Source organism: Variovorax sp. Soil_C_17 (assembly GCF_057657265.1).
The window spans coordinates 1-23,908 of record NZ_JBDGIT010000015.1; the positions used below are offsets into that span (position 1 = coordinate 1).

Consider the following 23,908-nt stretch of genomic DNA (forward strand, 5'->3'; position numbering starts at 1 on the left):
TCCACCACCGCAGCCACCAAAACCCCTGAGAGCTTCAACTGCCTGCCGTCTTGTGCGGAGCCCTCGATTATGACACGGTTTGCCACCGATGTGCAATCCGGGCTCAACTTTTTCGCGTACTGCCCAAACGACGCGGACAGCGCCCCTTCCTACTGCCGCGCCATCCTAGTGTTCGACGGCAACGCCTGCGGCCAACTGGTGCGAAACGGATTGATGTCCAAACCACCACGCCGCGTGTAGCGCGCATAAACGGCCAACTTTGTCGGCTGGCAGCGGCGCCAGATGTCCCAGAACATGCGCTCGGCGCAAGGCTCATGGAACTCGTTGTGATTTCGAAAGCTCACGATGTACGCCAGCAGTCCTGCCTGGTCGATCGGCGGCCCGCTATAGCGGATCTGAACACTGCCCCAGTCGGGCTGCCCCGTCACCAGGCAGTTGCTCTTGAGCAGCCGGCTGCTCAAGGTCTCGGTCACGGGAACCTGCGTCGCGTCGCTGGACAGTAGCTCTGGCGCTGGCTGGTACTGCGTGCACTCGATGTCAAGTCGATCGAGATCGAGGCCGTCGAGCTCATGGATCTGCTCGCGATCGAACGTCTCGGAGCCCACCAGCTTGACCCCGATACCCTCCGCACGCTCGCTGCCCCGCCAGACCGCTTCGCTCAGGTCGGCGCGCAGCCGCTCGCGGACGGCCTCCGCGTCGACGAAGACGGTGCTGTTGAAGCTATTGAGATAGAGCTTGAAGGACTTGCTCTCGATGATGTTGGGCGTCTCGCAAGGCACCGTGAAATGTACGATCGCCAGCTGCGGCTTGCCACGCGGATTGAGCCAGCTCAGCTCGAAAGCCGTCCACAGGTCCGCACCAAAGAACGGTAGCGGCCGGGTCGCGATGCCCATGGCCTGGCGCTGCGTGGCGCGCGGAATCGGAAACAGAAGGCCAGGGTCGTAGCGGTCGACATAGGTCGAAGTGCGCCCCAGCTGAGATTGTTCAGGTGTGTTGTCGAGGCTCATGCAAGCTTTTCGGCGGTCTGCATAAAAGGAATGATGTTCCGCAGCAGGATGTCGCAAACCGGCGGCGGCAGGTCGTGGCCCATGCCGGGCACGGGGACGAACTGCGCGCCCGGGATGCGGCGCGCCGTGTCCTGACCGCAGGCGATGGGCACCAGCGGATCCGCGTCGCCATGCAGGACGAGCGTCGGGCTGGAGATGCGCGCCAGCAACGCGTGGCGTCCGCTGTCGGCCCCGATCGCCAGCATCTGCCGCACGATTCCGTTCGGCCGGTAGGCGCGGCGCAGGCCGCGGGCGATGCGCTCGGCCACGGTCCTTTCGTCCTGTGGATAGGCGGGGCTGGCAATCAGCCGGACGACGCCGAGGCTGTGCGCGATCAGCGCGGCCTCTGTCCGGCTGGCCGGCCGGCGCATCAGCGCCGCAGCCACGTCGGGGCGTGGCCCAGGCAGGTTGCGCGCACCACTCGAGCTCATGATGCTGACCAGGCTCGCCGCGCGCTGCGGGGCGCCGATGGCCAGGCGCTGAGCGATCATGCCGCCCATCGATGCGCCCACCACATGCGCGCGCCGGATTCCCAGCGCATCAAGCACGCCGAGCGCATCGTCCGCCATGTCCTGCAGCGAATAGGCCGAGCGAACCGGCAGCCCGATGCGATGCCGTACGCTCTGCCAGACGAGGTTGCCAGCGCCCGCTTGGTCGAAGCCCTGGCTCAGTCCGATGTCCCGATTGTCGTGGCGCACGACCCGAAAGCCGGCATCGACCAGCGTCCGAACGAAGTCCTCGGGCCAGGCGATCAGTTGCATGCCCAGCCCCATGATCAGCAGCACCACAGGCCGGCCTTCGCCGCCGCTGTCCTCGACCTCGATCTGGATACCGTTGGCGGTGAGTTTCATGACTTGGCCGTCCGCTCCTTGCAAACAGTCGCGGCGCCTAGCGGAACTCGCGCTCGCGCAACCATTTGGTGGCCACCCATTTCTCGCCCGCCAGCACCGGGGCGCCACCATGCAAGGTGTGCGTCGACGGATCCGGCCGCTCATAGCTGAAGAAGACGCCGGTACCGCGCTTGGGCGCGACTTCGAGGCCCACGTCGGGGAAAGTCGTGGCCCCGCCGAGTTCGGGCTCCTGCAGGTACATCACCAACGTGGCCAGGCGTTGCCCTCCACGGCGCAGGATGGTGGGCGTGCCGGGCTCGTTGGGGTCGAAGTAATCGTAGTGCGGCCGGTATTGGGCGCCCGGTGCGTAGCGCAAGACCTGCAAGCCCTCCCCGAAGTCGAGCGGCCAGCGCAGCAGCGCAGCAATGCGCTGCTCCAGGCGTGCAACGACGGGGTTCTCCCCGCGCTCGAAGAACATGCCGTCGCTGGTGCGATCGACATTGAGTGCCTCACCGCCCGTCTTTGTCTCGACGGTGAGGGACCGTGCGAGCCGCTGCCGCGCCGCCTGGATCAGGGCCTCGCATTCTTCGTCCGAGACCAAGTCTCCGAACACCAGGACCCGCGGATGGCGCAATGTCTGGAGCACCTGCACACGGCGGTCGCCGGTGTCGATGTACAAGGGCGCGTTCGACAGATCCGGGCCCGGCATCGACGCGCGTACAGGCGCGGCGGCAGCAAGGCCTCGGGCAGGCGCCTCGACCTCTGCAAGCGCCGCGTCCGCCGCATCGTCGTGCCAGCCGGCATCGCGCATCGAGGCACGCAGGCTCGGGATGGAATGCCCGGCCGCGAGTTGGGCGACGACCCATTCGCGCAGTTCGGGGCTGATGGCTTGACCCGTCACGCTGATCTCCTCCGAAAAACGAAGCGCTCCGGCGCCGAGACCGTCGCGTCGAAGGCGTAGCCTTCGAGATCGAACTTCTCCAGCGCCCTGGGCGTGGAGGCTTTGTGCAGCACGGCCCAGCGCGCCATCAGGCCACGGGCCCGCTTGGCGAAGAAGCTGATGACCTTGTACTTGCCGTTCTTCCATTCCTCGAACACGCACTCCACCACGCGCGCCTTGAGCACGCTCAGATCGACCGACCTGAAGTACTCCTGCGATGCAAGGTTGATCACGACTGGCGTGCGGTCCGCCATCAGGCGCTGGTTCAGATACTCGGCAATGCGCGAATTCCAGAAGGCGTAGAGATCCTTGCCGTGCCGGTTGGCTAACTGCGTGCCCATTTCGAGGCGGTAGGGCTGCAGCCGGTCCAAGGGGCGCAGCACGCCATAGAGGCCGCTCAAGATGCAGATGCGCTCCTGCGCCCAGCCGAGCTGGCCCGGGCTCAGTGTCTTCGCGTCGAGCCCGCCGTAGACGTCGCCATCGAAGGCCAGGGCGGCCTGCTTCGCATTGCCGACCGTGCCCTTGGATGCCCAGGCCGCATAGCGCGCCACGTTCAGTGCCGACAGCTTGTCCGACAGCCGCATGAGCTCGGCGATCTGCTGCGGCGACTTCTCGCGCAGGATCTTGATCAGCTCGGCCGAGGGGCCTCGGGGTCCCTCGAAGTGCGGCTGTGTGGCGGGCAGGGTGTCAGGCACGGGGGTTTCGTAATCGAGCGACTTGGCCGGGGAGAGCAAAAACAGCATCCGCGAATTATCCGCGGGGCCGAAGCGAGGCGGCGCGAAGGGGTTAGAGTCCGGCTGATTCGCAACCACCCCGAGGAGATTCCGATGAAGGTTGTCCCGCTGGCGCGAGCCCACGCTCTCGTCCTTGCCGCCGCCTGTGCCTGGGCTGCAGCCTGGGTGCCCACCATGGCGCAAGCCGAGGCGCCCCTCGCCAAGGAAGCTGCCCCCGGTTTCTACAGCGTCATGGTCGGCGACTTCCAGGTGACGGCCCTGTCGGATGGAACCGTCGCGCTGCCCGTGGACAAGCTCCTGACGCGCACCACGCCCGAGCAGGTGAAGAAGACGCTGGCCCGGTCGTACCTCCAGAGCCCGCTCGAGACCTCGGTGAATGCCTACCTCGTCAACACCGGCGAGAAGCTGGTGCTGATCGACACCGGCGCCGGCGGCCTGTTCGGACCGACGCTGGGCAAGCTGGCCGCCAGCCTCAAGGCGGCCGGCTACCACCCCGATCAGGTCGACGAGATCTACATCACACACCTGCACCCCGACCACGTCGGTGGCCTCGCCGTCGACGGCAAACCCGTCTTCGCGAATGCAACGGTGCGCGCCGACAAGCGCGATGCCGACCACTGGCTGAGCACGGCCAACATGGACAAGGCGCCCGACGATGCCAAGGACTCCTTCAAGGGCGCCATGGCCTCGCTCAACCCCTATGTCAGCGCCGGCAAGTTCAAGCCCTTCGACGGAGACACCGACCTCGTGCGCGGCATCAAGGCCAAAGCCGCCTATGGCCACACGCCGGGCCACACTCTCTACGTCGCGGAGAGCAAAGGTCAGAAGATGGTGTTCTGGGGCGACCTGATGCACGTGGCCGCCGTCCAGTTCGAGAACCCGTCGATCACCATCCAGTTCGACACGGACTCGCGGCCGGCCGCCGCACAGCGGCGAAAGGCCTACACCGAGGCCGCCGCCCAGGGCTATCCGGTGGCCAGCGCACACATCCCCTTCCCCGGCATGGGCCGGCTGCGCGCGCAAGGCAACGGCTACCTCTGGATTCCGGTCAACTACGCGCCCGGGCGCTGAACCCCTGAATCAGTCGCGCTCGAATAAAATCGAGGGCTTCCTCAACCCACCCGAACGGCATCCTGCGGGATGCCGTTTTCGTCTTTGCACCCCATGAGCGACACCTTGTCCCAGCCCGGCCTCGAGAGCCTGTCCAAATCCTTCGAACCCGCCGCCCTGGAGGCGCACTGGGGTCCCGAGTGGGAGCGGCGCGGCTACGCGGTCGCAGGTTTCCGCGGCACGGGCCAGCCGAAAGAGGGCTCGCCCTCCTTCGCGATCCAGCTGCCGCCGCCGAACGTCACGGGCACGCTGCACATGGGCCATGCGTTCAATCAGACGATCATGGACAGCCTGGCGCGCTACCACCGCATGAAGGGCGACAACACGCTGTGGGTGCCGGGCACCGACCATGCCGGCATTGCCACCCAGATCGTGGTCGAGCGCCAGCTGCAAGAGCAGAAGATCAGCCGCCACGACCTGGGCCGCAAGAACTTCGTGGCGCGCGTGTGGGAGTGGAAGCAGCAGTCGGGCAACACCATCACCAACCAAATGCGCCGCATGGGCGACACGGTGGACTGGAGCCGCGAGTACTTCACGATGGACGAGAAGCTCTCGAAGGTCGTCACCGACACCTTCGTGCGGCTCTATGAGGAGGGCCTGATCTACCGCGGCAAGCGGCTGGTCAACTGGGACCCGGTGCTCAAGACCGCGGTGAGCGACCTCGAGGTCGAGAGCGAGGAAGAGGAAGGCTTCCTCTGGCACATTGCCTATCCGCTCGAGGACGGCTCGGGTTCGCTCACGGTTGCGACCACGCGGCCCGAGACCATGCTGGGCGACGTCGCCGTCATGGTCCATCCGGAGGACGAGCGCTACAAGGCGCTGATCGGCCGCAAGGTCAAGCTGCCGCTGGTCGACCGCCTGATCCCGGTGATCGCCGACAGCTACGTCGACAAGGAGTTCGGCACCGGCGTCGTCAAGGTCACGCCCGCGCATGACCACAACGACTACGCGGTGGGGCAGCGCCATGGCTTGCCCATCATCGGCGTGCTGACGCTGGATGCCGCCATCAACGACAGCGCGCCCGAGAAATACCGCACCCTCGACCGCTTCGATGCTCGCAAGTCGGTGGTGGCCGATCTCCAGGCCATGGGCCTGCTGGTCGAGACCAAGAAGCACAAGCTGATGGTGCCTCGCTGCGCGCGCACCGGCGCCGTGGTCGAGCCGATGCTGACCGACCAGTGGTTCGTCGCCATGACCAAGCCCGACGCCAAGGGTCAGTCGATCGCACAGAAGGCCATCGACGCGGTGCGCTCGGGCGAAGTGAGCTTCGTGCCCGAGAACTGGGTCAACACCTACAACCACTGGATGGAGAACATCCAGGACTGGACCATCTCGCGCCAGCTCTGGTGGGGCCACCAGATCCCGGCGTGGTACGACGCCGAAGGCAAGGTGTACGTGGCGCGCAACGAAGCCGAGGCGCAGGCGCAGGCGCCCGGCAAGACGCTCACGCGCGACGAAGACGTGCTCGACACCTGGTACTCCGCGGCGCTTGTGCCCTTCTCCTCGCTGGGCTGGCCCGAGCAGACGAAGGACTACGACCTGTACCTGCCCTCCACCGTACTGGTCACCGGCTACGACATCATCTTCTTCTGGGTTGCCCGGATGATCATGATGACCAAGCACTTCACCGGCCGTGCGCCTTTCAAGCACGTCTACATCCACGGCCTGGTGCGCGACTCGCACGGCCACAAGATGAGCAAGTCCGAAGGCAACGTGCTGGACCCGGTGGACCTGATCGACGGCATTGCCCTGCCCGAGCTGCTGGAGAAGCGCACCCAGGGCCTGCGCCGCCCCGAGACCGCGTCGGCCGTGCGCAAGAACACACAGAAAGAATTCCCCGACGGCATCGCCGCCTTCGGCGCCGATGCGCTGCGCTTCACCTTCGCCTCTCTCGCTTCGCTGGGCCGCAACATCAACTTCGACCCGAAGCGCTGCGAGGGCTATCGCAACTTCTGCAACAAGCTCTGGAATGCGACGCGCTTCGTGCTCATGAATTGCGAAGGCCAGGACTGCGGGCTGCGCGAGCACACGAAGGCGGAATGCGCTCCCGGCGGAACCGCGCATGGCTATCTGAAGTTCAGCCAGGCCGACCGCTGGATCGCCTCGCAGTTGCAGCGAGTCGAGGCCGAGGTGGCCAAGGGCTTCGAGGAATACCGGCTCGATAACGTCGCCAACGCCATCTACCAGTTCGCCTGGGACGAGTTCTGCGACTGGTATCTGGAGATCGCCAAGGTCCAGATCCAGCAGGGCGAGCCGGCACAGCAGCGCGCCACCCGCCGCACCCTGATCCGCACCCTCGAGGCGCTGCTGCGCCTGGCTCATCCGCTGATCCCCTTCATCACCGAGGCGCTCTGGCAGAAGGTGGCGCCGGTGGCCGGCCGCCCCGGCGAGTCGGTGATGATCGCGCCCTACCCGCAAAGCCAGCCCGAGAAGATCGACGAGGCGGCCGAGGCCCATGTCGCACGCCTCAAGTCGCTGGTCGATGCGTGCCGCACGCTGCGCGGCGAGATGAACGTCTCGCCCGCCATGCGGCTGCCGCTGTATGCCGTAGCCGACACCGCGGATGGCAACGCCTTCGTGCGCGAGGCCGCAGCGGTGCTGCAGGCGCTGGCCAAGCTCAAGGAAGTGAAGGTCTTCGACGACGCGCCCGCGTGGGCCGCCGCAGCCGAGGCCGCACCCGTCGCCGTGGTGGGCGACGTGCGGCTGTGCCTGCACATGGAAATCGACAAGGCCGCGGAAAAAGCCCGCCTCGGCAAGGAAATCGCGCGCATCGAGGGCGAGATCGCCAAGGTCAACGGCAAGCTCGGCAACGAGGCCTTCGTCGCCAAGGCGCCGCCCGCTGTGATCGAGCAAGAGCGCAAGCGGCTGGCGGATTTCAGCGCCACCCTGGAGCGGCTGCGCGACCAGCTTGTGCGCCTCGGCTGACACATCCTGGACACGGAGAGCTTTAGTATTCGAGTTCGGCGCCGCCGCGCGCCCCTATCCTCCCATTCACCCGATCAGACGCTAAGCCATGTCCACTTCCACCAAGCGCATCCGCAAGGCCGTGTTCCCCGTTGCCGGATTCGGCACCCGATTCCTGCCGGCAACCAAGGCACAACCCAAGGAAATGCTGCCGGTGGTGGACAAGCCGCTGATCCAGTACGCGGTCGAGGAGGCCTACGCCGCCGGTATCCGCGACATGATCTTCGTCACCGGCCGCAACAAGCGCGCCATCGAAGATCACTACGACACCGCCTACGAGCTCGAAAGCCAGCTCGAGGCCAGCAACAAGCTGGAGCTGCTCAAGATCGCCCATTCCGTGATGCCGGACGACATGACCTGCTCGTACGTGCGCCAGCCCCGAATGCTCGGCCTGGGCCACGCCGTGCTGTGCGCCGAGCATCTCGTTGGCGACGAACCCTTTGCAGTGCTGCTGGCCGACGACCTGATGGTCGGCCCGGAGCACGGCGAGCCCGTGCTGGCCCAGATGACGCGCGCCTTCGCCAGGCTCGGCGGCTCGCTGTTGGCGGTGCAGGAAGTGCCACTGGAGCACGTCAAGCGCTACGGCATCGTGGCCGGCGACACGATCGAGGAAGGCCTGGTCAAAGTCAATCGCATGGTCGAGAAGCCCAAGCCCGAGGAAGCGCCCTCGCGCCTTGGCGTCGCAGGCCGCTACATCCTGACGCCGGGCGTGTTCGACGAGATCCGCAACCAGCCCAAGGGTGCCGGCGGCGAGATCCAGTTGACCGACGGCATCGCCTCGTTGATGAAGAAGGAAGCCGTCTACGCCTATTCGTACCAGGGCGTGCGCTATGACTGCGGCAGCAAGGAAGGTTTCCTGCAGGCCAGTGTCGAGCTCGCGCTCGCACACCCGGAAGTCGGCGCCCAGTTCCGCGCCTATCTCAAGACCCTGGAGCTTTAGCGCGCTCGGCCGGCGCGACCAGCGGCTCGAGGAAGCGACGCAGCTCCTCGTCGCCGATCGGTGTGAGCGGCAGGCCGAAGGCTTCATGCAGGCGCGCCACCAGCGCCTTCGCCCAGAGCGCGTTCCATACCAGGCCCGGATGCAGGTCCGTGAGGAGTGCATTGCGCGGGTCGTCGCCGATGGTGTTGGTCACGCGCAGTTCCGGGCCGATCTCGACCGTCTTGTAGTCCGGCTTGCCCTCGGCGTTGCGCGAGCCCCAGTGGGACTGGAACCAGGCCAGATCGTCGAAATAGGCGAGCCGGGCGTCGCCCTCGGCCAGCTGGCGAATGGCGGCATTGAAGCCATCGAGCGCCGTCCGGATGTTGCGGGTTTCGGCCGCCGACTGCCAGCGCTCGAAGTTGGCGGGATCGTCCGCCTCGTTGCCGATGCCCACCAGCAGGATGCGCGTCCCCGGGTGCGAGGCATGGATTCGCCGAACCGCCGCGCCGATTTCGCCCGCGCAATGGGCGGTGGCCTCGCGCAGCTCGGGCGCATTCGGATCGCTTGCCTGCAGGTCCAGCAGCCCGCTCCAGTTGTTGAGGCCGATGCGGATCACGACCACGCCGCGGGCCCAGCGCGCCGGCGCCTGGTCCATCAGCGCGACGAGGCGCGGCACTTGGCGGAAGCGCCCGTTCATCAGGTTCTTGCAGGCGGCGCCGGAGTTGGCGAAGTTGTAGAGGTAGTCTTCTTTTCGTGGCGCGCGGCCACCCGGCAAGCCCATCCATTCGCGCGCCAGCGCAACAACGCCGGGCCGGCCCCAGCGCACCCAGGGGCCGGGATCCAGCTGCTGCCCGCGCAAGCGCGCCAACACCTCGATCCATTGAAAGGTTCGCGAACGCAGGCGCCCCCCGCGCTCGGTGGTGTCGGCGGGAAACCAGGCGTTGTCCTGGTAGGAGTGGCTGTTGGAATCGCCCAGCACCGCGAGCGGGATCGCATTGGAAGAAGAACGAGGGGTCGTGTCGTGCGGCATGCCGTCGCTCCACAAGCCGAGCGTGAGCGCCCCAGCCGCAAGGGCCAGCGCCAGAGCACCGGCGACAAGGCGGGCGCTGCGCTTCACGGCGGCACCGTCAGCGGCGGCGCAGGACGTGGATGAAGTCGTCTCCCACGGTTTGCTGCTCGACCAGGTCGTTGCCGGTCTGCCGCGCAAAGGCCTGGAAGTCGCGCACCGAGCCCGGATCGGTCGACACCACCTTGAGCAACTGGCCGCTCTCCATCTCGTTGAGCGACTTCTTGGCTTTGAGAATGGGCAGCGGGCAGTTGAGTCCGCGGGTGTCGAGTTCTTTGTGGATGTCCATCGATGTTCCTTCTACCGGGCTGCCGGACGCTGCCGGAATTCTAGGAGGCTGCCGCCGCGTCGGGCGCGGGGGTTGCCGGTCGTGGCCACTCCATGAATTGCGGCTCGTGCCCGCGCGTGCGCAGCCAGTCGGCCAGCGCGTAGCCGGTCCCTGCCGGCCAGCAGCGCAAGGCGGACAGGTCGTAGAGCCGGTAGTCGACCAATTCGGGCGACAACCGCACCTCGCCGTCGGCCACTGCGTGGTAGGCAATGATCACCTGGTTCATGCGCTGGAAATCGTAGACGCCGACGAGGTTCAGCGCACTGGCATCGAGGTTCGTCTCTTCCTTGATCTCGCGCGCGATGCCTTCCTGCGGCGTTTCACCGGCCTCCATGAAGCCGGTGATCAGCGCATACATCTTGTGCGGCCACGCGGCGTTGCGCGCCAGCAGCACCTGGCCGCGGTACTCGATGATGGCGGCGAGCACCGGCGTCGGGTTGTTCCAGTGCGTCCAGCCACAGGCCGGGCAGCGCAGCCGCGACTTCGGGCCGCCGTCCTCGGCCAGTTCGATGCGCGCGAGCGGCGTGGCGCAAGTCGTGCAGAACTTGGGATCGACCATGGCGCTCACGCCGGGAACACGCCGGTCGATAGATAGCGATCGCCCCGGTCGCAGACCACGAAGACAATGGTCGCGTTCTCCACCTTCTTTGCGATCTCGAGCGCCACCCACAGGGCGCCCGCCGACGAGATGCCCGCAAAGATGCCCTCTTCGCGCGCAAGGCGCCGGCACATCTCCTCGGCGTGGTCCTGGCTCACGTGGACCAGCTGATCGACGCGGCTGGGCTCATAGATCTTGGGCAGATACTCCTCGGGCCATTTGCGGATGCCCGGGATGCGCGAACCCTCCTCGGGTTGCGCGCCGATGATGCGCACCGCCGGGTTCTTCTCCTTGAGGAAATGCGAGACGCCCGTGATCGTGCCCGTGGTGCCCATCGCGCTCACGAAGTGCGTGATGCGCCCGCCGGTATCGGCCCAGATCTCGGGCCCGGTGGTCTCGTAGTGGATGCGTGGGTTGTCGGCATTGGCGAACTGGTCGAGCACGCGGCCCTTGCCCTGCGCCACCATCTGCTCGGCCAGGTCACGCGCGTACTCCATGCCGCCGCTCTTGGGCGTGAGCAGCAACTCGGCGCCGAAGGCCTTCATCGTCTGGGCGCGCTCGACCGAAAGATCCTCCGGCATGATCAGCACCATGCGGTAGCCCTTGATGGCCGCGGCCATCGCGAGTGCGATGCCGGTGTTGCCCGAGGTGGCCTCGATCAGTGTGTCGCCGGGCTTGATCTCGCCGCGCTCCTCGGCACGCTTGATCATCGAGAGTGCCGGCCGGTCCTTGACCGATCCGGCCGGGTTGTTGCCCTCCAGCTTGCCCAGGATCACATTGCCGCGCTTCGAGTTCTCGGCTGCATCGATGCGCTGCAGCGCGACCAGCGGCGTCTTGCCGATCGCATCCTCGATCGTCGGATAGTTCACATTTGCCATGCCAGGCACTGTGCCATAATTTTGAGCTCCCTTCCTTCCCCTGCCCGGGTGGTGAAATTGGTAGACGCAGGGGACTCAAAATCCCCCGCCGCAAGGCGTGCCGGTTCGATTCCGGCCCCGGGCACCAAAGCGATGCTGGCACCTGTCGCTTTCCCTGAGAACACGGCACCAAGTAAAAAAGGCTCCCGAGGGAGCCTTTTTCTGTGCTGATGCCTGCAGGCGATCAGTAACCGCCGCGGCCACCGCCGCCGTAGCCACCACCGCCACCGCTGCGGCCGCCACCACCGTAGCCGCCACCGCCACCGCCACCGCCGTAGCCGCCGCCACCACCGCTGCGGCCACCGCCGCCGCCGAAGCCGCCCGAACGGGGCTCCATGGGGCGGGCCTCATTGACCGTCAGGGCGCGGCCTTCGAGCGATTGGCCGTTCAGGCCTTCAATGGCTGCGAGCGCTTCCGAATCGCTGCCCATTTCGACGAAGCCGAAGCCCTTGGAGCGACCGCTGTCGCGTTCCATCATGACTTTGGCGCTGGTCACGTTGCCGTAGGCACCAAAGGCCTGTTGCAGGGTTTCGTCGCGGACGGAGTAGGCGAGGTTGCCCACGTAAAGTTTCTTGCCCATGAAGGGACTCCTAATCAAACCAAAAAAACAATCGATGGAGTCCCAGGGTCACAACAAGCAAGGATGCGCAGTGGCGCGAAACTGAACCGATTACCGATACGAAGCCGCAAGCGGCGACGCCCCGGCATTGTCTCTCACATTTGTGGGCCTGGTCCAATTTCTGAGCGAGGGAAAAGCCTAAGTGCTCAAAATGCCCGCCGGCGGCCTCTTGGATCCGCGCTTCTCAGCCCTTGGCCTGCGCCTCCAGACGGCGGTTGGCGTCCAACGCGTAGAGCACGGCCTTCTCGTCCTGGTTTTTGCCCGCCGCCTCCCCGATTGGCAGTTGTGCCGAACCGTAAAGCTCGCGCTCCAGTCGCTTCGCACGCTCGGAGTACATGCGGGCCAGGGCACCGTGGTGCTCGGCGGCCGCCTGGTGCTCGATGCGCGCGAGGTGCGCCTCCTCGAGCAGGGCCATGACCCGGCGCAAATGACCATTTCGGTTGGGCTGGAAAAAACTGAACATCGAAACCCTCCATCGGGAGCCAACAGGAACTCTTTTTAGCTTTAGTCGCCGGGCCGGCGCTGTAGGTGCAAGCGCTCTTGTTGTTTTTTAGTCATGAATTAGTTCTCAGTTTTCCAAAAATCTCGCCGACTGCCATCCACCAAAAGTGTTACGCCTTAGCGGGCATGGGTTGAAGGATGGTTTTCAGCTGCGGGCTCGCTCATCTGCCCGTCCTGCCTGAAGTCGCGCGGCGGCAAGTCCCAAGATCGTGGGCGAGAACGCCACGCGCTGCGCAGCAGCGGCCGAGAGAGCAGCCTGCTGCTCGGCATGGCGCAGCTCGCGAAAGGAGATCGGGCTGCGCTTCGCGCGTCTGGCCGGCATGCTGCGTTGCCCCTCTGAACGGCGGTTCTGTCAGCCGATGCCGACGCCTGTCGCCCGGATGCGGCGGACAAGCGCTGCGCCCGGCAGCCGACGAAGCACCGCGCCGCCAGCCGCTGGCTCCGGAAGACGCTCGCGCCTATACCTGCAACATAGGAGGCGCGTCATGGACAAGATCATTCTGGATTCAGCGGGCGACAACCGCGGCTACGAATGCCTCGGATTGAACGGCTCGCGCATCCTGACCCGCAGCCACGCGGAGGCCTGCTTCTGGCATTCGCTCGGCTATGTGGTGCTCCACTATTCGCATTGGGCGGCGTGAAGCGGCGCGCATCGCTTTCAAGAAAGAGAACAAGCCATGCTTATCGTCATGAGAACCGTGCCCCGCGCGCAGGACGCACGCCTGGTCATCGCCTGCATACGCGCCTGCATCTGGGCGGCCGTCGAAGGACGCCCCTTCTGTCCGCTGCGGCAGGAATGAGCGCTCGCCCCTTCAGAGATGAATGACGCCGAGCCGCGCCGCCTGCGCGACCGCATCGGTGCGGCCCGTTGCCTCGAGCTTGTCGATGAGCGAGCCCACATGGAACTTCGCCGTGTGCACCGAGATACCCAAACGCCGCGCGATGAGCTTGTTCGACGCACCCTCGGCAACGAGGGCCAGCACTTCCAGCTCGCGCCGGGTCAGTGTCGAGTCCGTCGTCTCGGCGCGCTGGACGGCATCGGGCAGGACCAGCGCCGCGTCGGCGGCCTCGCCGCGCTCGGCCACGCGGATGTCCGGTGCCCCGGCCAGCGCGGCGAAGAGGCGCTGCGACAAGGCCTCGTCCTCGATCTCGAGCGCGACCACGATCGGCTTCATCGCGCCATTTTGGACCGCGCTCAATCGGCCGGCCTTTCGCCTACCGTGAGCTGCACCTCCACGGCTTCGCCGCCGCGCCGCAGCGAGAGCGCGAGCACCCTGCCCACGCTCGCCGGGCCCAGTGCGCGCAGCAACAGCGGCACGCCGCGGATGGGCTGGCCGTTCATCGCCACGATGACGTCGCCCTGGCGAATGCCAGCCGCCGCGCCCGGCCCCTGCGCCGCCACACCCATCACCATCGCACCGACGCTGCACGCATCCACGCGCACCGGCTGCAGGCTCAGGCCCAGGTAGCCGCGCGGCATGCGGCCGTGCGTCATGAGCTGCGTGGCCACGCGCTCGATCGTGGCCGCGGGAATGACCAGCACGCGCCGCCTGGGGCCGAACACCGCCATGCCCGCGGCCTGCCCCCTCGCGTTGAGCACGATGCCGCCTTCGGCGCCGAGGCGCAGCCGCAGGTCGAGCTCGATGCGCGCGTCGATCTCGCCGCCGCGCAGGCTGCGCCATGCCGGTCCGACCAGCGAGACCAGCCCGCCCGCCACCAGCGGCAGGCCTTCGCGTGCGCCGAGCGCGATCACCATCTCGCCGGCGCGCAGGGGCGCGGCATCGAAGACCACCGGAGGTGCGGTCGCGCCTTCGCAGCGCAGCAGAAGCACGTCGGTGGTGGGATCGCGGCCCGCCACCTTGGCCGCGACGGTCGTGCCGCCGGGCAGCACGAGCTCAGCCTCCTCGTCCTCCGGCAATCCCTCATCGGAACTCACGATCCATCCGGGCCGCCAGACGAATCCACTGGCGCGCGCATGCCGCGTCTGGATGGCGAGCACGCTGGGCGCCGCGGCGCTCACCGCATCGGCCATCGCGGCCGAGATCTGTTCGAAGACAGAGAAAGAAGAAGTGTTCGACATCGCAACTCCTGGGCTCGGCTTGCATTGTCGAAAGGCGGCGCGCGCTCGGCTACTGCCCGGTTGGGCAGGGCTGCCTTCGCAGCGCTCGATTGTTTCCAGCCTGAAAACACCGTGGTTCCAACAGCAGCGCTTTGACGGAAGCGTTTGCAACCACACTTGCTTTCATCGATCAACCCCTTTCAAGGAACCCGAAAATGAAAGCCTCGAAGATCCTTACCGCAGCTGCCTTCTCGCTTCTGGCTGTCGCCGGGGCACAGGCCGAAACTTATGAAGGCGTGCATCCCCTGACCTCCGGCGCCACCCGTGCCGAAGTTGCCAGCGAGGCCGTCGCGGCCGCGCGTGCCGGCAATGCCTATGGCGATGTCGCCGGCGCCGGCGCCGTGGCCATCAACTCGACGGCCGATCGCGCGCAGGTGTACCAGGAAGCCGTTGCGAAGGCGCACGATCCCTTCGCAAGCCTGGACCGCCGCGCCTTCTATCGCGATCAGGTACCGGACGCGTACAAGAAGCCCAAGGTGTCGTTCACGCGCCAAGCCGGCCTCTGAGTCCAGGACGAGATAAAAGCAAGAAGAAAGACGGGCCTCTCGGGCCCGTTTTTCTTTTGATCAGGCGTGCGCTGTGGCCGTGGAGACCCGCCACGTTTCCTTCGACAACCTGTAGAGCACATGCCGCAGAAGCCGATGGCCGGCGGGCACCAGCGGATGATCGAAGTCGTCCGCCGGTGAGTGCATCATGCCGAGCCGCTGCATGACGGCTTGCGAGCGCGTGTTCGCCGGCACCGTGAACGAGACGATCTCGTCGAGCCCGAGCGTCTCGAAGCCGAAGGCCAGCGCCGCACGCGCGGCCTCGCTGGCGAAGCCGTGGCCCCAGAACTCCGGCGCCAGGCGCCAGCCGATCTCGACGCAAGGCGTGAATGCCGCCGAGAAACCTGGAACCACCAGGCCCACCGCGCCGATGAAGGGCGCGACACCCGGCGCTTCCACGGCCCACAGCCCGAAGCCCTTGCGTTCGAAATGCGCGCCGATGCGCTCCACCAGCGCATCGCTTTGCTCACGACTCAATCGATGCAGCAGGTACTGCGTCGCGCGCTCGTCCGCATTCAAGCGGGCGAAAGGCTCGAGATCTTCCTCCCGCCAGGCACGCAGGATCAGGCGGGGCGTGGTCAATCGCGCGGTGTGAGCAGGCATGGAGAAAGGCGGTCCTACTCCATCAGACCGGAGCGCCCGCACCCGCGCCGCTCGTGCCTCTCGCGCCACGCGCACCCGTCACCCAGTTGAACAGCGGCGTTGCCATCAACGTGGTGAGGATCGCCATCAGCACGAGGATCGAGAACAGTCCCGGCAGAATCACGCCCGCGTGCAGGCCGATGTTGATGATGATCAGCTCCATCAACCCTCGCGCGTTCATCAGCGCGCCGATGGCGAGCGCATCGCGTTGCGGCTCGCCGGCCAGCCGCGCAGCGGCCCAGCAGGCGATGCCCTTGCCGCAGAAGGAGGCCAGCAGGATCGCGACCGCGCCGAGCAGGATGCCGGGCTCGAACAGCAGCGCGAGCCGCGTGTTGAGTCCCGAGTACGTAAAGAACAGCGGCAGCAGGAAGATCACGACGAAGGGCTGCAGCTGCTCGCGCAGCTTCTCGGTGAGCGCCCCGCGCGGCAGCGCGGCGCCGAGCAGGAAACCGCCGAAAACGGCATGAATGCCGATCGCGTCCATCGCAAAGGCACTCAGGCAGAAGAGCACCAGCACCAGCGCGAGCAGGGAAGCGGACAGCGGCGCCTCCGGCCGCACATGGGCGGCGAGCCGGCGCAGCAGGCGCGATCCGATGAAGACCATGAAGAGCGCATAGCCCACGCCGCCGCCGATCGCCGCGTAGGCGCCGCCCCAGGAGCCCCCGAAGCTGGCGAGCACCACCGCCAGGATGCACCAGGCAGCCGCGTCGTCGACCGCACCGGCCGTCAGCGCCAGCGTGCCCAGCGAAGTGCCGGCCAGGCCGCGCTCGTGGATGATGCGCGCCAGCATCGGAAAGGCCGTGATGGCGATGGCCGCGCCGAGGAAGAGCGAGGCCTCCAGCGGCTTGGCACGCGCCGAGAACAGCCCGGGGATCTGGTGCAGCCAGGGCACCAGCGCGAAGGCCAGCACGAAGGGCACCAGGATGCCGGCCATCGACACGGAGGCGGCACTCCTGAAGCGGCTCTTGAAGTGGTCGGCACGGAACTCGGTCCCCACGAGGAACATGTACATGCCCACGCCCAGCTGGCCGCCCACGTAGAGCATGCCCAGCGTTTCCTTGGGGAAGAGCGCGCGCTGGACTTCGGGGAAAAAGAGGCCCAGCAGCGAGGGGCCGAGCATCACGCCGGCGATCATCTCGCCCACCACCTGCGGCTGGCCGAGACGCTGTGCCAAACGGCCCACGAGCTGGCAGACCGCGATGATCACGGCGACCTGAAGGAAGAAGTACACAGACAGCTGAGTGGTGGGCATGAAGAGAAGAAGAAAAGCTCGAAGCAGGTCAGGGCACCAGGCCCGTGGCAACGGTCGGATGAAGCAGGCGCACGCGCAGCTCGCGCTTGAGCCGCGTATTGTCGAGTCGCCGCGACTCGCTCATGAAGCTCATCTGCGCAAGCGGCAGCTGCACGCGCGCCTCCTCGCGCGAAATGCGCGGCGGCCGCGGCAGTCCGTAGAGGTCGGCCGCGAGGTCGATGTAGTCGCCGATCTTGAGCTCGCTGTCGTCGCTCGCATGAAAGATGCGCTGCGGCCCGCCACGCCACAGCGCGGCCACGCAGGCACGCGCCAGGTCGTCGGCATGGATGTGGTTGGTGTAGACGTCGTCCTCGGCGCGCAGTACCGGCGTGCGCTTGTGCAGCCGCTCGCGCGGGGTGCCGCCATCGCGATCGGGCGCATAGATGCCGGGAATGCGCAGGATGCGCGTGGCCACGCCGGCGCGGCCCAGCCAGCGCACCGCGCGCTCGGCGTCAACGCGGCGATGCGCGCGGGGCGTGTCGGGCCGCACGGCGCGCGTTTCGTCGATGCGCGCGCCACCGCAATCGCCATAGACGCCGCTGGTCGAGCCGTAGACCAGCGCGGCCGGCAGCGTGCGCAGGCGCAGGGCGCGCACGAGCGCGGCGGTGCGCTCATCCCGCCACCAGCGCGCACCTTCCACGCGCGCGGGCGGCGCGAGGTGCAGCACACGCGTGGCCAGCCCGGAGAGGCGGCGCAGCGTGGCGGGGTCGTCGAGATCGGCCACGATCGGCGTCAGGCCGGCCTGCCGCAGGGCAGCCACCCGCTCGGTCGAGGAGGTCAGCGCGATCAGCCGCACGCGGCCACGCAGAGCGCGCGCTGCCCGCAGGCCGACGTCCCCGCAGCCGACCACGAGCACGCGCTCGCGGCGAAAGCGGGTAGGCCTGCTGCCGAACGGGCTGTTGAATCCGGGCAAAATCGGTGTCCTTTTTGCTGAACAAGAGTCGAAGAATACCCATGACCAGCGCAGCGCCGGACGAGGCGGGCTTTCACATCACCGTCGAGCCGAGTGGACGGCATTTCACCGCGCATGCCGACGAGACCATCCTCGCGGCCGGCATCCGCCAAGGCATCGGCCTGCCCTACGGCTGCAAGGACGGGGCCTGCGGCTCCTGCAAATGCAAAAAGCTCTCGGGCGAGGTCACGCTGCGCCTGCATCAAAGCAAGGCACTGAGCGCCGAGGAGGAAGCGGCGGGCTATGTGCTGACCTGCTGCGCGACGCCGCAGAGCGATGTGGTGCTCGAGTCGCGCCAGGTCACCGACGCCAACGCCTTCCCGATCCGCAAGATGCCCGTGCGCGTGCAGTCGATCTCGAGGAAGTCGCACGACGTGGTGATGCTGCGCCTGCAGCTGCCGGCGGGCGAGCCGCTGCAGTTCCACGCCGGGCAGTACATCGAATTCATCCTGCGGGACGGCACTCGGCGCAGCTACTCCATGGCCAACGCGCCGCACACCCTGGGCGAGCCCGGCACCGGCATCGAACTGCACATCCGGCACCTGCCGGGGGGCAAGTTCACCGATCATGTGTTCGGCGCGATGAAGGAGAAGGAGATCCTGCGCATCGAGGGGCCGTACGGCAGCTTCTTCCTGCGGGAGGATTCGCCCAAGCCGATGGTGCTGCTGGCATCCGGCACGGGCTTCGCGCCGATCAAGGCGCTGTTGGAGCACATGAAGTTCAAGGCCATCGACCGGCCTGCGACGCTGTACTGGGGCGGGCGCCGGCCCGAGGATCTGTACATGGACGGCTGGGTGCGGTCGGCGATGGCCGAGATGCCGAACCTGCGCTATGTGCCGGTGGTCTCGAACGCGGTTCCGGAGGACAACTGGCACGGGCGCACGGGCTTCGTGCACCTGGCGGTGATGGAAGACTTCGAGGACCTGTCCGGCCACCAGGTGTATGCCTGCGGCGCACCGATCGTGGTCGATTCGGCGAAGCGAGACTACGTGGCGCAGCGTGGACTGCCGGAGGACGAGTTCTTCGCGGATGCGTTCACGACCGAGGCCGACAAGGCGCTGCCCTGATGTCTTGCGACTCGCCTCCACGCACAATCGAACCATGAAAACCAGAGACTTCCTGCTCGCCCTCCTCGCGTCCACCGCCCTCCTCGCCGCCTCTCAGGCCTTGGCCCAGTCCGCGCAACATCCCATCCGCCTCGTCGTCCCCTACGCCGCCGGCGGTCCGATCGACGTCACCGCGCGCGCGCTGGCCGAGCGCGTGAAGGACTCGCTGGGCCCGGTCATCATCGACAACAAGCCCGGCGCGGGCGGCAACATTGGTGCCGACGCAGTGGCGAAGGCCGCGCCCGACGGCCTCACGATCGGTATCGCGGCGACTGCCACCCATGCGGTCAACCCATGGCTCTACAGCAAGATGCCCTTCGACGCCGCCACCGCGTTCGCGCCCATCACGCAGATGGTGCGCGTGCCCAACGTGCTGGTGATGAACGCCGAGACCGCGCAGCGCCTGAAGATCGCCAACCTGCGAGATCTGATCGCCTATGCCAAGGCCAATCCCGGCAAGCTCAATTACGGCAGCGGCGGCAACGGCAGCGCCGGCCACCTGGCGGGCGAGATGTTCAAGAAGGAAGCCGGCATCTTCGCCGTGCACATCCCCTACAACGGCGGCAACCCGGCGCAGCTCGCGCTGCTGTCGGGCCAGGTGGACTTCAACTTCGACAACCTCGCGACCGCGGCGCCGAACATCCGTTCGGGCAAGCTCAAGGCGATCGCAGTGACCACGGCCGAGCGCAGCAGCGCATTGCCCGAGGTGCCGACGGTGGCCAGCACGCTGAAGGGCTTTTCGATCGACACCTGGTGGGGCCTGGTGGCCCCCGCGGGCACGCCCGCGCCGGTGCTGGACAAGCTCAACCGCGCCTTCGTCGCCGCCCTGAATGCGCCGGAGACCAAGAGCCGATTCGCCACGCTGTTGGCAGAGCCGGTCGCGAACACGCCGGATCAGTTCGGCGCGTTCATGAAAAGCGAGCTCGCGAAGTACGAGCGAGTCGTGAAGGCGACCGGCGCAAAGGTCGATTGAGGACAGCGGCCGGGTCGGCCGCTGTGTTCATTCGCCCAGGTAGGCCGCGCGCACCTTGGGATCGCTCAGCATCACCTTGGCATCGCCGCTCATGGTGATCAGCCCCGACTCCATCACGTAGCCGCGATCGGCCAGCTGCAGCGCGCGGCTGGCGTTCTGCTCGACCAGCAGCACGGTGACGCCCTGGTCGTAGACCTGCTTCACCACCTCGAAGATCTTGTCGACCATGATCGGCGACAGGCCCATCGAGGGCTCGTCGAGCAGCAGCACCTTCGGGCGCGCCATCAGCGCACGGCCCATGGCGAGCATCTGCTGCTCGCCGCCCGACATGGTGCCGGCCAGCTGCGTGGCGCGTTCCTTGAGTCGCGGGAAGGTGGCGAACACGCGGTCGATGTCCTTCGCGATCTCGGCCTTGTCCTTGCGGATGTAGGCGCCGATCTGCAGGTTCTCGGTGATGGTCATGCGCGTGAACACGCCGCGCCCCTCGGGCACCATCACCAGGCCCTCGCCGACCAGGTCCCAGGCGCCACGGCCCTTGATGCTCTTGCCGAGGAACTCGATGCTACCGGCAGCGAAAGGCAAGGTACCGGTGATGGCCTTCATCGTGGTGGTCTTGCCGGCCCCGTTGGAGCCGATCAGCGAGACCAGCTCGCCCTCGCGCACCTCGAAGTCGATGCCCTTCACCGCCTGGATGCCGCCGTAGGCGACCTTCAGGCCGCTCACTTTCAAGAGAGTTTGTGCCATTTCAGTGTCCTCCCGTGCCGAGGTAGGCCTCGATCACCTTCTCGTTTTTCTGAACATCCGCCGGCGTGCCTTCGGCGATCTGCTTGCCGTAGTCGAGCACCGTCACGCGGTCGCACAGGCCCATCACCAGCTTCACGTCGTGCTCGATGAGCAGGATGGTGCGGTTGTCCTTGCGGATGCGGTCGATCAGCTCGCGCAGCAGCACCTTTTCGGTGGCATTCATGCCGGCCGCGGGCTCGTCGAGCGCGATCAGCTGGGGGTCGGTGGCGAGCGCGCGGGCGATCTCGAGCCGGCGCTGGTCGCCGTAGCTCAGGGTGCGCGCCTTGTAGTCGGCGTACTTGCCGATGCCCACGTAGTCGAGCAGCTCCTGCGCGCGCTTGGCGATGGCCTCTTCCTCGGCCTTGAAACTGCCGGTGCGGAACATGGCGCCCAACACGCCCGAGTGCGTACGAACGTGGCGGCCCACCATCACGTTTTCCAGCGCGGTCATTTCCGCGAACAACCGGATGTTCTGGAAGGTGCGCGCGATGCCCGCCTTGGCCACTTCGTGCACGGCGGTGGGCTGGTAGGGCTTGCCGCCGAGCTCGAAGCTGCCGCTGTCGGGCGTGTAGAGGCCGGTGATGACGTTGAAGAAGGTGGTCTTGCCCGCGCCGTTGGGGCCGATCAGGCCGTAGACCTGGCCGCGGGTGATCTTGATGCCCACATCGGACAGCGCCTGCAGGCCGCCGAAGCGCTTGGAAATGCCGCGAACGTCGAGGACGGTTTCAGTCATGCTGGTACTCCCCTCGTTCATGGATTGATGGACATCGGACGCGAAGCCTCGCCCGCAATCTCGTCGGCCGGCGTCGGGACACCGGGCGCGTGGGCCTGCGTCGAACCCGGCACCGGCGGAGTTGGCGCGCCCTTGCGCAGCAGCGACTTGCCATGCTCCGGCGTGGGCCAGAGGCCGCGCGGGCGCACCAGCATGATCACGATCATGGCCAGCGCAATGAACAGCTGGCGCAGGATGGAGGCGTCGAGCCGGCCGTCGGTCATCGCCTGCAGCGGCGCGGCCACGTAGCGCAGCACCTCGGGCAGCGCCGCCAGCAGCACCGCGCCCAGGATCACGCCCGGCAAATGGCCGATGCCGCCCAGCACCACCATGGCGACGATCATCACCGACTCCATCAGGCTGAAGGACTCGGGCGAGACGAAGCCCTGGAAGGCCGCGAACATGGCGCCGGAGACGCCGCCGAAGCTCGCACCCATGCCGAAGGCGAGCAGCTTCATGTTGCGGGTGTTGATGCCCATCGCCTTGGCGGCGATTTCGTCCTCGCGGATCGCCATCCAGGCGCGGCCGATGCGCGAAAGCTGCAGGCGGTGCGAGATCACGATGGTGATGAGTACCAGCGCGAGGAAGAGGTAGTAATACAGCGAGACCGAGGAGATCGTGTAGTCGCCGAGCTTGAGGGCCTTGCCGAGGTTGAGGCCCCAGAAATGCACCGGGTCGATGGCGGTGATGCCCTTGGGCCCGTTCGTGAGGTTGAAGGGGTGGTCCAGGTTGTTGAGGAACACGCGGATGATCTCGCCGAAGCCGAGGGTCACGATCGCGAGGTAGTCGCCGCGCAGCTTCAGCGTGGGCGCGCCGAGCAGCACCCCGAACAGGGCTGCCAGGCCGAAGGCCGCGGGGATGATGAGCAGCAGCGAGCTGTGCATCCCGTTGGGGAACATGGCCTTCATCGCCGGGAAGGTGTCGGTCAGGTGCGGCGACCCCAGCAGCGCGAACATGTAGGCGCCGATGGCGAAGAAGGCGACGTAGCCCAGGTCCAGCAGGCCGGCATAGCCGACCACGATGTTCAGGCCCAGTGCCAGCAGCACGTAGAGCAGTGCGATGTCGGCGATGCGCACCCAGGCGTTGCCCTGGCTCTGCAGCAAGAGCGGCAGCACCAGCAGGCAGATGGCCGCGATCGCGATGGAGACGATTTTCTTCGTGTCTTTCATGGCGCTCCCCCCTCAGGCCCGGTCTGCCACCCGCTCGCCGAGCAGGCCCGACGGCCGCAGCGTGAGCATGATGATCAGCACGATGAACGCGAAGATGTCGCTGTAGTGGCTGCCCAGGATGTCGCCGGTGAGCGCCCCGATGTAGCCCGAGCCGATGGCCTCGATCAGCCCCAGCAGGATGCCGCCGACCACCGCGCCCGCGAGGTTGCCGATACCGCCGAAGACCGCCGCGGTGAAGGCCTTGAGGCCGGGAATGAAGCCCATCGCATGCTGCGCAATGCCGTAGTTGGAGGCGTACATCACGCCGGCAACCGCTGCCAGCACGGCGCCGATGATGAAGGTGGCCGAGATCACCATGTCGGGACGGATGCCCATCAACGCGGCGACCCGCGGGTTCTCGGCGGTGGCGCGCATCGCACGGCCGAGCTTGGTGTAGTTGACCAGCCACATCAGCACCACCAGGCAGAAGGCCGTGACGCTGAGGATCATGACCTGGGTCGGCGAGATCACCGCGCCGCCGACATTGATGGGCGTGCTGGACAGCAGTGTGGGGTAGGCCTTGTTGGTGGGCTTCCAGATGATCATCGCGATCGTCTGCAGCAGGATCGACATGCCGATGGCGGTGATCAGCGGCGCCAGCTTGGGGCTGTTGCGCAGTGGTCGGTAAGCCACTTTCTCGATCGTGAAATTGAGCGTCGCGGCGACCACGCAGGCAATGATGAGCGCGATGATGAGGATGATCCAGCCGGGGGTGCCGGGCATCGCGGTCTGCATCCAGCCGATGATGGTCCAGCTGGTCAGCGCCCCGACCATGAGGACCTCGCCGTGCGCAAAATTGATGAGGTTGATGATGCCGTACACCATGGTATAGCCCAAGGCTATCAAGGCGTACATGCTGCCGAGGACCAGACCGTTGATGATCTGTTGCAGCAAGATGTCCATAAAGAGAATCCCTTTTTGTATTAGACGCCCTTGGTTGGCGCC

27 protein-coding genes and 1 tRNA gene are annotated in these 23,908 nt (G+C 66.7%); 8 read left to right on the forward strand and 20 right to left on the reverse strand.

Annotated features, from left to right (window positions below; all coding sequences use genetic code 11):
- Positions 1-149: 149 nt before the first annotated feature.
- Genes queF through yaaA form a run of 4 tightly spaced genes read right to left on the reverse strand, consistent with a single transcriptional unit; the run spans position 150 to position 3,559 of the window.
- Positions 150-1,007, reverse strand: a complete 858-nt coding sequence (gene queF, locus AC3A6Y_RS32150; RefSeq protein ID WP_487872278.1) for an NADPH-dependent 7-cyano-7-deazaguanine reductase QueF — start codon at positions 1,005-1,007, stop codon at positions 150-152.
- Positions 1,004-1,897 (reverse strand): alpha/beta fold hydrolase, encoded by an 894-nt coding sequence (locus AC3A6Y_RS32155; RefSeq protein ID WP_487872279.1) that lies wholly within the window; start codon positions 1,895-1,897, stop codon positions 1,004-1,006. Before AC3A6Y_RS32155 ends, queF begins: the two co-directional genes overlap by 4 nt.
- A 37-nt stretch (positions 1,898-1,934) precedes the next feature.
- A complete protein-coding gene (locus tag AC3A6Y_RS32160; protein WP_487872280.1) occupies positions 1,935-2,777 on the reverse strand; it encodes a 2OG-Fe(II) oxygenase in 843 nt (280 codons plus the stop codon).
- Positions 2,774-3,559 (reverse strand): peroxide stress protein YaaA, encoded by a 786-nt coding sequence (yaaA, locus tag AC3A6Y_RS32165; RefSeq protein ID WP_487872281.1) that lies wholly within the window; start codon positions 3,557-3,559, stop codon positions 2,774-2,776. Before yaaA ends, AC3A6Y_RS32160 begins: the two co-directional genes overlap by 4 nt.
- Positions 3,560-3,643: 84 nt before the next feature.
- On the opposite strand from yaaA, the gene AC3A6Y_RS32170 reads away from it, so the two are divergent.
- From AC3A6Y_RS32170 to galU, 3 genes are all read left to right on the forward strand, one after another.
- Positions 3,644-4,621, forward strand: a complete 978-nt coding sequence (locus tag AC3A6Y_RS32170) for an MBL fold metallo-hydrolase (protein ID WP_487872282.1) — start codon at positions 3,644-3,646, stop codon at positions 4,619-4,621.
- Positions 4,622-4,714: 93 nt separating this feature from the next.
- Positions 4,715-7,585: a valine--tRNA ligase gene (locus AC3A6Y_RS32175; protein WP_487872283.1), complete on the forward strand. Its 2,871-nt coding sequence runs from the start codon at positions 4,715-4,717 to the stop codon at positions 7,583-7,585.
- A gap of 88 nt (positions 7,586-7,673) precedes the next feature.
- Positions 7,674-8,564, forward strand: coding sequence for a UTP--glucose-1-phosphate uridylyltransferase GalU (gene galU / locus AC3A6Y_RS32180; RefSeq protein WP_487872284.1), 891 nt, complete (start codon positions 7,674-7,676; stop codon positions 8,562-8,564).
- Here galU and AC3A6Y_RS32185 read toward each other — a convergent pair.
- The 4 genes from AC3A6Y_RS32185 to cysM are packed head-to-tail and all read right to left on the reverse strand — an operon-like array spanning position 8,545 to position 11,404.
- Positions 8,545-9,660 carry an SGNH/GDSL hydrolase family protein gene (locus tag AC3A6Y_RS32185; protein WP_487872285.1) on the reverse strand — a complete coding sequence of 372 codons (1,116 nt, stop codon included), beginning with the start codon at positions 9,658-9,660 and terminating at the stop codon, positions 8,545-8,547. The genes galU and AC3A6Y_RS32185 overlap by 20 nt on opposite strands.
- 10 nt (positions 9,661-9,670) lie before the next feature.
- The gene (locus tag AC3A6Y_RS32190) at positions 9,671-9,898 is read right to left on the reverse strand and encodes a sulfurtransferase TusA family protein (protein ID WP_106558597.1); all 228 of its coding nucleotides are present in this window, start codon (positions 9,896-9,898) and stop codon (positions 9,671-9,673) included.
- A 40-nt stretch (positions 9,899-9,938) separates the two neighbouring features.
- Positions 9,939-10,496 (reverse strand): NUDIX domain-containing protein, encoded by a 558-nt coding sequence (locus AC3A6Y_RS32195; RefSeq protein WP_487872286.1) that lies wholly within the window; start codon positions 10,494-10,496, stop codon positions 9,939-9,941.
- Between the two features lie 5 nt (positions 10,497-10,501).
- A complete protein-coding gene (cysM, locus tag AC3A6Y_RS32200; protein ID WP_487846294.1) occupies positions 10,502-11,404 on the reverse strand; it encodes a cysteine synthase CysM in 903 nt (300 codons plus the stop codon).
- Between the two features lie 51 nt (positions 11,405-11,455).
- Between cysM and AC3A6Y_RS32205 the strand changes: the two genes are divergently transcribed.
- Positions 11,456-11,540 (forward strand) — tRNA-Leu (locus AC3A6Y_RS32205).
- 96 nt (positions 11,541-11,636) lie between these two features.
- Here AC3A6Y_RS32205 and rbp read toward each other — a convergent pair.
- From rbp to AC3A6Y_RS32220, 3 genes are all read right to left on the reverse strand, one after another.
- On the reverse strand, positions 11,637-12,032 hold the full coding sequence (rbp, locus tag AC3A6Y_RS32210; protein ID WP_487872287.1) for an RNA-binding regulator: 396 nt from the start codon (positions 12,030-12,032) through the stop codon (positions 11,637-11,639).
- Between the two features lie 223 nt (positions 12,033-12,255).
- On the reverse strand, positions 12,256-12,534 hold the full coding sequence (locus AC3A6Y_RS32215) for a hypothetical protein (RefSeq protein ID WP_487872288.1): 279 nt from the start codon (positions 12,532-12,534) through the stop codon (positions 12,256-12,258).
- A 183-nt stretch (positions 12,535-12,717) separates the two neighbouring features.
- Positions 12,718-12,894 (reverse strand): hypothetical protein, encoded by a 177-nt coding sequence (locus tag AC3A6Y_RS32220; protein WP_487872289.1) that lies wholly within the window; start codon positions 12,892-12,894, stop codon positions 12,718-12,720.
- A 163-nt stretch (positions 12,895-13,057) separates the two neighbouring features.
- Here AC3A6Y_RS32220 and AC3A6Y_RS32225 point away from each other — a divergent pair, with 163 nt between their 5' ends.
- Positions 13,058-13,213: a hypothetical protein gene (locus AC3A6Y_RS32225; RefSeq protein WP_487872290.1), complete on the forward strand. Its 156-nt coding sequence runs from the start codon at positions 13,058-13,060 to the stop codon at positions 13,211-13,213.
- A gap of 171 nt (positions 13,214-13,384) precedes the next feature.
- On the opposite strand, the gene AC3A6Y_RS32230 is transcribed toward AC3A6Y_RS32225, so the two are convergent.
- Both AC3A6Y_RS32230 and AC3A6Y_RS32235 read right to left on the reverse strand, forming a co-directional pair.
- Positions 13,385-13,747, reverse strand: coding sequence for a response regulator transcription factor (locus AC3A6Y_RS32230; RefSeq protein ID WP_487872291.1), 363 nt, complete (start codon positions 13,745-13,747; stop codon positions 13,385-13,387).
- 20 nt (positions 13,748-13,767) lie between these two features.
- Positions 13,768-14,652, reverse strand: a complete 885-nt coding sequence (locus tag AC3A6Y_RS32235) for a S1C family serine protease (RefSeq protein ID WP_487872292.1) — start codon at positions 14,650-14,652, stop codon at positions 13,768-13,770.
- A 194-nt stretch (positions 14,653-14,846) separates the two neighbouring features.
- Between AC3A6Y_RS32235 and AC3A6Y_RS32240 the strand changes: the two genes are divergently transcribed.
- Complete coding sequence (locus AC3A6Y_RS32240) at positions 14,847-15,197, forward strand: alpha/beta hydrolase (protein ID WP_487872293.1); 351 nt, start codon at positions 14,847-14,849, stop codon at positions 15,195-15,197.
- A gap of 60 nt (positions 15,198-15,257) precedes the next feature.
- Here AC3A6Y_RS32240 and AC3A6Y_RS32245 read toward each other — a convergent pair whose 3' ends face one another.
- Genes AC3A6Y_RS32245 through AC3A6Y_RS32255 form a run of 3 tightly spaced genes read right to left on the reverse strand, consistent with a single transcriptional unit; the run spans position 15,258 to position 18,082 of the window.
- Positions 15,258-15,839: a GNAT family N-acetyltransferase gene (locus AC3A6Y_RS32245; protein WP_487872294.1), complete on the reverse strand. Its 582-nt coding sequence runs from the start codon at positions 15,837-15,839 to the stop codon at positions 15,258-15,260.
- 22 nt (positions 15,840-15,861) lie between these two features.
- Positions 15,862-17,130 (reverse strand): cation:proton antiporter, encoded by a 1,269-nt coding sequence (locus AC3A6Y_RS32250; protein WP_487872295.1) that lies wholly within the window; start codon positions 17,128-17,130, stop codon positions 15,862-15,864.
- Between the two features lie 28 nt (positions 17,131-17,158).
- The gene (locus AC3A6Y_RS32255) at positions 17,159-18,082 is read right to left on the reverse strand and encodes an SDR family oxidoreductase (RefSeq protein WP_487872296.1); all 924 of its coding nucleotides are present in this window, start codon (positions 18,080-18,082) and stop codon (positions 17,159-17,161) included.
- Between the two features lie 41 nt (positions 18,083-18,123).
- Here AC3A6Y_RS32255 and AC3A6Y_RS32260 point away from each other — a divergent pair, with 41 nt between their 5' ends.
- Entirely contained in the window at positions 18,124-19,188 is a 1,065-nt protein-coding gene (locus tag AC3A6Y_RS32260; RefSeq protein ID WP_487872297.1) for a CDP-6-deoxy-delta-3,4-glucoseen reductase, read from the forward strand.
- A gap of 34 nt (positions 19,189-19,222) precedes the next feature.
- A complete protein-coding gene (locus AC3A6Y_RS32265) occupies positions 19,223-20,200 on the forward strand; it encodes a Bug family tripartite tricarboxylate transporter substrate binding protein (RefSeq protein WP_487872298.1) in 978 nt (325 codons plus the stop codon).
- Between the two features lie 27 nt (positions 20,201-20,227).
- Here AC3A6Y_RS32265 and AC3A6Y_RS32270 read toward each other — a convergent pair whose 3' ends face one another.
- Genes AC3A6Y_RS32270 through AC3A6Y_RS32285 form a run of 4 tightly spaced genes read right to left on the reverse strand, consistent with a single transcriptional unit; the run spans position 20,228 to position 23,866 of the window.
- Positions 20,228-20,944 (reverse strand): ABC transporter ATP-binding protein, encoded by a 717-nt coding sequence (locus tag AC3A6Y_RS32270; RefSeq protein ID WP_487872299.1) that lies wholly within the window; start codon positions 20,942-20,944, stop codon positions 20,228-20,230.
- A 1-nt stretch (position 20,945) separates the two neighbouring features.
- Positions 20,946-21,716 carry an ABC transporter ATP-binding protein gene (locus AC3A6Y_RS32275; RefSeq protein ID WP_487872300.1) on the reverse strand — a complete coding sequence of 257 codons (771 nt, stop codon included), beginning with the start codon at positions 21,714-21,716 and terminating at the stop codon, positions 20,946-20,948.
- Between the two features lie 17 nt (positions 21,717-21,733).
- A complete protein-coding gene (locus tag AC3A6Y_RS32280) occupies positions 21,734-22,924 on the reverse strand; it encodes a branched-chain amino acid ABC transporter permease (protein WP_487872301.1) in 1,191 nt (396 codons plus the stop codon).
- Positions 22,925-22,936: 12 nt separating this feature from the next.
- On the reverse strand, positions 22,937-23,866 hold the full coding sequence (locus AC3A6Y_RS32285) for a branched-chain amino acid ABC transporter permease (RefSeq protein ID WP_487872302.1): 930 nt from the start codon (positions 23,864-23,866) through the stop codon (positions 22,937-22,939).
- Between the last annotated feature and the right edge of the window lie 42 nt (positions 23,867-23,908).

Excerpts from the sequence above, each read along its gene's own strand:
- queF (WP_487872278.1), bottom strand. The coding sequence starts at position 1,007 with ATGAGCCTCGACAACACACCTGAACAATCTCAGCTGGGGCGCACTTCG.
- AC3A6Y_RS32155 (WP_487872279.1), bottom strand. The coding sequence starts at position 1,897 with ATGAAACTCACCGCCAACGGTATCCAGATCGAGGTCGAGGACAGCGGC.
- yaaA (WP_487872281.1), bottom strand. The coding sequence starts at position 3,559 with ATGCTGTTTTTGCTCTCCCCGGCCAAGTCGCTCGATTACGAAACCCCC.
- AC3A6Y_RS32170 (WP_487872282.1), top strand. The coding sequence starts at position 3,644 with ATGAAGGTTGTCCCGCTGGCGCGAGCCCACGCTCTCGTCCTTGCCGCC.
- AC3A6Y_RS32175 (WP_487872283.1), top strand. The coding sequence starts at position 4,715 with ATGAGCGACACCTTGTCCCAGCCCGGCCTCGAGAGCCTGTCCAAATCC.
- galU (WP_487872284.1), top strand. The coding sequence starts at position 7,674 with ATGTCCACTTCCACCAAGCGCATCCGCAAGGCCGTGTTCCCCGTTGCC.
- AC3A6Y_RS32190 (WP_106558597.1), bottom strand. The coding sequence starts at position 9,898 with ATGGACATCCACAAAGAACTCGACACCCGCGGACTCAACTGCCCGCTG.
- AC3A6Y_RS32195 (WP_487872286.1), bottom strand. The coding sequence starts at position 10,496 with ATGGTCGATCCCAAGTTCTGCACGACTTGCGCCACGCCGCTCGCGCGC.
- rbp (WP_487872287.1), bottom strand. The coding sequence starts at position 12,032 with ATGGGCAAGAAACTTTACGTGGGCAACCTCGCCTACTCCGTCCGCGAC.
- AC3A6Y_RS32215 (WP_487872288.1), bottom strand. The coding sequence starts at position 12,534 with ATGTTCAGTTTTTTCCAGCCCAACCGAAATGGTCATTTGCGCCGGGTC.
- AC3A6Y_RS32220 (WP_487872289.1), bottom strand. The coding sequence starts at position 12,894 with ATGCCGGCCAGACGCGCGAAGCGCAGCCCGATCTCCTTTCGCGAGCTG.
- AC3A6Y_RS32225 (WP_487872290.1), top strand. The coding sequence starts at position 13,058 with ATGGACAAGATCATTCTGGATTCAGCGGGCGACAACCGCGGCTACGAA.
- AC3A6Y_RS32230 (WP_487872291.1), bottom strand. The coding sequence starts at position 13,747 with ATGAAGCCGATCGTGGTCGCGCTCGAGATCGAGGACGAGGCCTTGTCG.
- AC3A6Y_RS32235 (WP_487872292.1), bottom strand. The coding sequence starts at position 14,652 with ATGTCGAACACTTCTTCTTTCTCTGTCTTCGAACAGATCTCGGCCGCG.
- AC3A6Y_RS32240 (WP_487872293.1), top strand. The coding sequence starts at position 14,847 with ATGAAAGCCTCGAAGATCCTTACCGCAGCTGCCTTCTCGCTTCTGGCT.
- AC3A6Y_RS32245 (WP_487872294.1), bottom strand. The coding sequence starts at position 15,839 with ATGCCTGCTCACACCGCGCGATTGACCACGCCCCGCCTGATCCTGCGT.
- AC3A6Y_RS32250 (WP_487872295.1), bottom strand. The coding sequence starts at position 17,130 with ATGCCCACCACTCAGCTGTCTGTGTACTTCTTCCTTCAGGTCGCCGTG.
- AC3A6Y_RS32260 (WP_487872297.1), top strand. The coding sequence starts at position 18,124 with ATGACCAGCGCAGCGCCGGACGAGGCGGGCTTTCACATCACCGTCGAG.
- AC3A6Y_RS32265 (WP_487872298.1), top strand. The coding sequence starts at position 19,223 with ATGAAAACCAGAGACTTCCTGCTCGCCCTCCTCGCGTCCACCGCCCTC.
- AC3A6Y_RS32270 (WP_487872299.1), bottom strand. The coding sequence starts at position 20,944 with ATGGCACAAACTCTCTTGAAAGTGAGCGGCCTGAAGGTCGCCTACGGC.
- AC3A6Y_RS32275 (WP_487872300.1), bottom strand. The coding sequence starts at position 21,716 with ATGACTGAAACCGTCCTCGACGTTCGCGGCATTTCCAAGCGCTTCGGC.
- AC3A6Y_RS32280 (WP_487872301.1), bottom strand. The coding sequence starts at position 22,924 with ATGAAAGACACGAAGAAAATCGTCTCCATCGCGATCGCGGCCATCTGC.
- AC3A6Y_RS32285 (WP_487872302.1), bottom strand. The coding sequence starts at position 23,866 with ATGGACATCTTGCTGCAACAGATCATCAACGGTCTGGTCCTCGGCAGC.